This window comes from Sulfitobacter sp. HI0027 (assembly GCF_001634775.1).
Taxonomy (GTDB): Bacteria; Pseudomonadota; Alphaproteobacteria; order Rhodobacterales; family Rhodobacteraceae; genus Sulfitobacter.
In genome coordinates this window covers 1-6210 of the sequence record NZ_LWER01000051.1, presented here as the reverse complement: position 1 = coordinate 6210, position 6210 = coordinate 1, and the positions used below count along the sequence as shown (strand labels likewise).

The following is a 6210-nucleotide window of genomic DNA, read 5'->3' as shown; positions in this document are numbered from 1 at the left end:
TTGTCTGTGCAGGGCGATATGGCGACACTGCACTATGATTTCGAGGGCGCGGTGACCGACACCCAGCCCTCTCCGGCGCTGGAACTCTCCGGTTTCGTACTGCGCAGCCTTGAGCAGAGCCTGCCGGTTCATTTTTGCACCCATGCCTCTGAGCCGGTCATCCTTGAAGACAGCGTAAGCGATACGGACCTGGCGGGTCTGGCAGAAGTGCTTGCCACATCCCCCGCCGCTTGAGCGATATCGGAGAGCCCCATGCACCATTCCCCTGTCACACGCTTACTGCCCGACCTCACCTTCGGTCTTGGGGAAGGGCCTGCATGGGATGACCGCGCTGGCCTGCTATACTGGGTCGACATCAAAGCCCCGGCGCTGCACCAACTGGACCCGCAGACCGGAGCGCATGCTGTCTGGCACTGGCCAGAGGTCATTTCCTGTTGCGGTCTGGCTGAAAGTGGCGAGGTCATCGTCTCCGGGCGATCCGGGCTTTGGGTTTTTGATCCGCAAAGCGAAGCACGCGACTTGGCTTATCCCATTCCCGCCATGGCCCCTGATATGCGGACCAATGACGGCAAGGTTGGGCCGGATGGCGCCTTTTGGGTCTCGACGATGCAGGACACCAGTGATCGCGGCCCTGTCGGTGTGGTTCTGCGTATTACAGGTGACGGGCAAGTCACCACCATGCTTGAGGGCCTAACAACGGCCAATGGCATGGAGTGGAGCCGTGATGGAGATAGGTTCTATCTTGCCGATACCCGCGCACTTTGGATCGATTGTTGGGAGTATGACCCGGTCACCGTCACGCTCAGCAACCGCCGCCGCTTCGTGACCTACAAAGAAGGCGACGGCAAGCCCGACGGCGGCGCGATGGATGCCCTTGGCGCCTATTGGAGCGCGGGCATATATGCAGGCCGGATCCACCGGTTCTCGGCCGAGGGCGAACGCTTGGGATCCGTCTCTATTCCAGCGGAAATGGTCACAATGCCCTGTTTTGGCGGCGCGGATATGAAGACCCTTTTTGTGACCAGCCTATCGCGGGGGGCAGATAGCGTGGCCGGGGATGGGGGGCTCTATAGCCTGCAGGTGGACGTGCCCGGCCCTCTGCCGCGGCGCATGGATATCGGCGGCAGGCGCAGATAACGCGAACCCGCCACGCGCTTTTACGTCTCTGCAAAGGGCGATGTGATATCAGCCAATCTGGGCGCTGCCGCATCCTTGTCCGACAATACAGGGCCGGCAATGCCCCAATCAATGCCGAGATCGGGGTCGTCCCACGCCACCGCACCGTCGCATTCCGGGGCATAGTAATCGGTGCATTTATAGATGATCTCGGTATCGGCGGCACGGGTGACAAACCCATGCAAAAAACCGGCCGGGATCAATAGCTGACGGCCATTCTCGGCGGTCAATTCCACGCCGACCCATTGGCCAAAGCTGGGCGATCCGGCTCTGAAATCCACCGCCACATCCCAGAGCGCGCCCTGACCGCAGCGCACCAGTTTGGCCTGCGCATGGGGCGGCGATTGATAGTGCAGCCCCCGCAAGGTGCCGCTCTGGGACGAAAGCGAATGGTTGTCCTGCACAAAGTCATAGTCCAGCCCCGCCGCCGCCATCCGGGCGCGGTTCCAGCTTTCGCTGAAAAAACCCCGCCGGTCGCCGTGGCGTTGCGGGGTCAGGACCAAGACGCCGGGAAGGGTGGTTTCTTCGATCTGCATGAGGGCCCTCTACTGTGCTTGGCCCTTTTTGGCACGCGCGGGCGCAAAGGTCACCCATCCTGTAGGAGGCGTCCAATGGGGGCTGCCGACAGGCAGGCCGCCCGGGCAGGCCACTAGGTCAGGCCGCGGTGCAGACCACCGTCAAAGACCCCCGCGCGGTCTGGAAAAAGGGCGGCCCCTTGGGGCGATAGATCGGCTTTTCGCGCCGTGGGTTATGCACCCGGCCCAGAGCCATCTGATAAAGGATGTCCCCCCCCGCCGAGGTCACGGCCTCGACCAAGGCCTGACCGGTGAAGAACAGCGTATGCGGATCCTGCCGATGCCCCGCCAGCCGCAGGTAGCTATGCCCACCTTGCGGCACCTCAATCAACAGCCGCCCGCCCGGCGCCAGCGCCGCCAAAAGCCGTTCAAGCGTTGGCTGCAATTCCTCACTGGGGAGATGTTCGATCACATGGGAGGCGACGATGGTGTCAAAGCTCTTTGCAGGCAGGCTTTGCACATCGGCATGGCGGGTGGCGCCGAGGTAATCGAGATATTTATGGCTCATCTCATCGGGTTCGATCGCATGGGCCTGTGCCGCCCCACTGGCATGCAAAAAATACCCCGGCCCGCTGCCGTAATCCAGCACCCGATCAAAACGGGCATCGTGCTGGCGCAGCAGATCGATCTGACGCTGCACCCGATCGGCGTATTTTTCCAATGCCGGATCCGCGCCTGCCACCTGAGCTGCGAAATATTCCGCTGGCGGCAGTTGCCTGTCCCCCCGGTTGGAGCGGCCGTAATCTTCGCGGTAATAGCGGGCAAGCACCGCGCCCATGTCGCGCACAAACCCCAAGCCGCAATGGGTGCAATAAAGCACGCGGTGCCGGGCAAAGGGTTTGGCGCGCGAGGGGTAATCGCTGGACCATTCTGCCGCTGCGGCACAGGCCGGACACGCGGGGGCCGCCTGCGCATCGGCAAGCCGGGTAAAAGCCGCAGGTTCGGACTTATAGAACCATTGGGCGGTGCGCAGCCTGTCGCTGCGCACCATCAATGCCATGCGGAGTCGTCCCAAAAGGCGGCGCATGATGCAGCCTTAGGCGCTTTTGTTCCACTTGAGCTTGTCGCGCTGAACCTGCTCGACCGGCAGGATCTCTTGGCCCTTATAGGCCAGTGCCAGATCGACGTTCTTTAGATCGCGGCACAGGCGGCGCATCCCGTCCGGCTCAAGCGAGGCGGCGTGGTCGGTGCCCTTCCAAGTGCGGTCCAAAGTGAAATGACGCTCGATATGGGTAAAGGTACCCTTGCCATCTTGCTGCATCGCCCGCCCCACGGCCAGTGCGGCCACATCGGCAGCAATGCCCAGATGGTGCCCCGAGAAACCGATCCCCTTCACGGTGGCCCCGAATTTTTCCATCAGATTGCGGATCTCGAAAAGGCAAATATCCTCAAAGTCGACCGGGTAGCCGGAGGTGCAGCTATAGACCACCAGATCCTTGGCCCGGCCCCGCTCGGCGTAGAAGTTCACCAGATCCGAGATCTCATTGCCCGTGGACATGCCGGTCGAGACGTGAATCTCGCCCTCGTAGTTTTCGCAAAGATACCCCTGCAGGTCGTAATGCTGGTTGGTGGCCGAAGGAATTTTCAACAACGGCGGGTTCAGAGCCGCCATTTCTTTGGCCGAGGTCAGGTCCCAGACGCTCGTGGAATAGGCGATGCCATGTTCTGTGCAGCAGTCGATCAACTCGCGGTGCTGGTCGGTGTCGAACTCAAGAAACTCGCGGTGCGCACCATAGGTGTCGCCATAGGAATTCGCCGGATTGGGGTGCGGCGTGTCATATTCTACCACCGACAGAAGCTCACGGTTGTGGCGTTTTTGAAACTTAGCAACATCTGCCCCGCAGACGGTGGCAGCAACGCGAATGAGCTCCTTCGCGATCTCCATATCACCTTTATGGTTACAGCCAATTTCGGCGATGACCTGAACGGGGGCGGGGGTATCTGACATTTAAAGCAACCTTTTCTACATCGGGCCTGACACCCAGACGTTTCAGCTACCATGCTCTTGTAAAGCCCTCAAGCAACCATGCCGAAGAATTAACCTCGCTTTGTGCCCCAAAAATTTGGTATTAAGCTTGCAGGTCGATAGGCGTGCCTTTCCGGGAGTGACAGTCGGCACCAGATGATAGCAATCCCTATGAGGTAGATCGATGAAGGCTCTGCGCACCGCATTTTCGGAAACCCAATCCGTGACGGCTGAAAACGCCCTGATTGAAGGCATCGATGCCAGTGATGGGGTTTCGACCCGCTATCGCATCGAACTGGACGATACTTTTGATGGACAGATCGCCTCAGGGGATAGTGACTGGATTGCGATCGATCTGGAAGCCGGTGTCGATTATCTGTTCTCGGTCTGGGGCACGGGCGGCAGCGCGGTTGGCCTGTCGGACACGGTCTTGGCCCTGCGCGATGCGACGGGGCGCTTGCTTCAGGAAATCGACGATCTGGGCAGCAACCTCTTTTCGCTGATCGAATATAGCGCCACCACCACGGGGACTTTCTATCTCGATGTGCGCGGCTTTGGGTTTAACAGCGGTCAATATACGCTTGCGGTGACAGACACGGTGCTGACCCCGACCCAGATCGCCACATTCGAGACGGAGTTTTTCTGGGGCTACCCCACCACCCTGCGTTTCGATGCGGTCGCGGGCGACACGCTTACCTATAACATCAGCAATCTCACGGTTGAGGGCCAGCGTCTGGCGGAATGGGCCTTGGACAGCTGGTCCGACGTAACCGGCCTGACCTTTCAGCGCACGACCTCTTCTACCGCGCATCTGCGGTTTGATGATGCCCGTGACGGCGCCTTTGCAGGGCCGGGGTCCTTTTTCCCGTCCACCGGGTTCATCAATTTTTCCAACATCAACGTCGGCACCAATTGGATCGATTCCTATGGCACGACGCTCGATAGCTATGGTTTCTTCACCTATCTGCATGAGATCGGCCATGCCTTGGGTCTGGGCCATGCGGGAAACTACAATGGCAATGCCACTTTCGGCAGCAGCAACCACTATCTGAACGACAGCTACCAAACCACGGTGATGTCCTACTTCAGCCAGAACCAGAACACCTATGTCTCCGCCGATTACGCTTTGCCCATCACGCCGATGATCGCGGATATCTTGGCGGCAGAAATGCTCTATGGCGGCGGAGCACAGAGCAATGAAGGCGATACCGTGTGGTTCCAAAACAGCACCGTCGAGGGCTATCTCGGGGCCGTGCTGCGCAACCTCTATTCCGGTGAGAGCATCTCGCGGACGACCTTCGAAGGCGATACGATCGCCTTTACCCTGTTTGACACCGGCGGCACCGACCTTGTTGACCTGAGCAACAGCACCACCGCACTGGATATCGACCTGACCCCGGGTGCCAGCACCGGCCTGTTCCGCGGCAATGGCAACATCCGGATCGCCGAAGACACCCTGCTTGAAAACCTGCAGGTCGGCGCGGGCGACGACCATGTGACCGGCAACCGGGTGGGCAATGAGATTCACGGCAATGGCGGCAACGACAGTCTCTTTGGCGGGCTGGGCAGTGACAGTCTCTATGGCGGCGAAGGCAATGACACGCTCGATGGCGGTTTCACCGGTGATTTCCTCTATGGCGGGGCCGGGAACGACAGCATCTTGGGCGACACCTCGACCGATGAATTGCATGGTGGCATCGGTCAGGACACGATGCGGGGCGGCACCGGGGCCGACAGTCTCTATGGGGGGGATGGCGACGACAGCCTGCTCGGCAACACCGGCGTAGACTATATCGAAGGCGGCGAGGGCAACGACTGGATCAGCCCGGGCAATGGCGTTGATATCGTCCATGGGGGCGGCGGCAACGATACGATCCTTGGACGCACCGGCTGGGATTCCCTTTATGGCGATGCGGGCGATGACGAGATCTATGGCAGCGAAGGCGAAGACCACCTCGAAGGTGGCGCGGGCGACGATTTCCTCTCAGGCGGATCGGGCTGGGATACGGTCCATGGCGGCGACGGCAATGATGAGGTCTATGGCAATCTCGGGCGCGACTCCGTCACTGGCGGCGCGGGCAATGACACGCTTTACGGGGCCACCGGCCATGACACGCTGCGCGGCGGTGATGGGGACGATTTGATCTACGGCGCCCAAGGGGACGACCTGATCGAAGGCGGTGCCGGCAATGACACGATCTTGGGGGGCACCCTTGCCGATACCTTTATCTTTGGCAGCGGTGACGGAGAGGATCTGCTGATCAATTTCCGTGCTGTCGAAGACCGGGTCGAATTACACGACGGCATCTATGGCACGGCGCGCACGGGGGCGGAGGTGATCTCGGCCTATGGCTCGGTTGTGAATGGCAACAGCGTGTTGACCTTTGACAATGATCTGTCTCTCACCTTTGAGGCGGTGACGGATCTCAGCGCGTTGGAAGACGCGCTCCTGATCATCCTTTGATCCCGCGGCCCAGCCCGCCCTGCCCTACT

6 protein-coding genes are annotated in these 6210 nt (G+C 60.4%); 3 read left to right on the top strand and 3 right to left on the bottom strand.

What is annotated here, in order from left to right; all coding sequences use genetic code 11:
• Positions 1 to 234: hypothetical protein (locus A3722_RS03605; protein ID WP_236627337.1), on the top strand; the 234-nt coding region annotated here is incomplete at its 5' end.
• An 18-nt stretch (positions 235 to 252) separates the two neighbouring features.
• Entirely contained in the window at positions 253 to 1137 is an 885-nt protein-coding gene (locus tag A3722_RS03600) for an SMP-30/gluconolactonase/LRE family protein (protein WP_067626416.1), read from the top strand.
• Between the two features lie 20 nt (positions 1138 to 1157).
• On the opposite strand, the gene rfbC is transcribed toward A3722_RS03600, so the two are convergent.
• The 3 genes from rfbC to A3722_RS03585 form a co-directional block, all read right to left on the bottom strand.
• The gene (gene rfbC, locus A3722_RS03595) at positions 1158 to 1712 is read right to left on the bottom strand and encodes a dTDP-4-dehydrorhamnose 3,5-epimerase (RefSeq protein WP_067626414.1); all 555 of its coding nucleotides are present in this window, start codon (positions 1710 to 1712) and stop codon (positions 1158 to 1160) included.
• Between the two features lie 118 nt (positions 1713 to 1830).
• Positions 1831 to 2778 (bottom strand): class I SAM-dependent methyltransferase, encoded by a 948-nt coding sequence (locus A3722_RS03590; protein WP_082849337.1) that lies wholly within the window; start codon positions 2776 to 2778, stop codon positions 1831 to 1833.
• Positions 2779 to 2787: 9 nt separating this feature from the next.
• Positions 2788 to 3699, bottom strand: coding sequence for an N-acetylneuraminate synthase family protein (locus A3722_RS03585; RefSeq protein ID WP_067626411.1), 912 nt, complete (start codon positions 3697 to 3699; stop codon positions 2788 to 2790).
• A gap of 202 nt (positions 3700 to 3901) precedes the next feature.
• On the opposite strand from A3722_RS03585, the gene A3722_RS03580 reads away from it, so the two are divergent.
• Entirely contained in the window at positions 3902 to 6181 is a 2280-nt protein-coding gene (locus A3722_RS03580; RefSeq protein ID WP_067915914.1) for a M10 family metallopeptidase, read from the top strand.
• The last annotated feature ends 29 nt before the right edge of the window (positions 6182 to 6210 follow it).

Bases quoted from the DNA above. Each gene is read 5' to 3' on its own strand.
- rfbC (WP_067626414.1), bottom strand. From the start codon at position 1,712: ATGCAGATCGAAGAAACCACCCTTCCCGGCGTCTTGGTCCTGACCCCG.
- A3722_RS03580 (WP_067915914.1), top strand. From the start codon at position 3,902: ATGAAGGCTCTGCGCACCGCATTTTCGGAAACCCAATCCGTGACGGCT.
- A3722_RS03600 (WP_067626416.1), top strand. From the start codon at position 253: ATGCACCATTCCCCTGTCACACGCTTACTGCCCGACCTCACCTTCGGT.
- A3722_RS03585 (WP_067626411.1), bottom strand. From the start codon at position 3,699: ATGTCAGATACCCCCGCCCCCGTTCAGGTCATCGCCGAAATTGGCTGT.
- A3722_RS03590 (WP_082849337.1), bottom strand. From the start codon at position 2,778: ATGCGCCGCCTTTTGGGACGACTCCGCATGGCATTGATGGTGCGCAGC.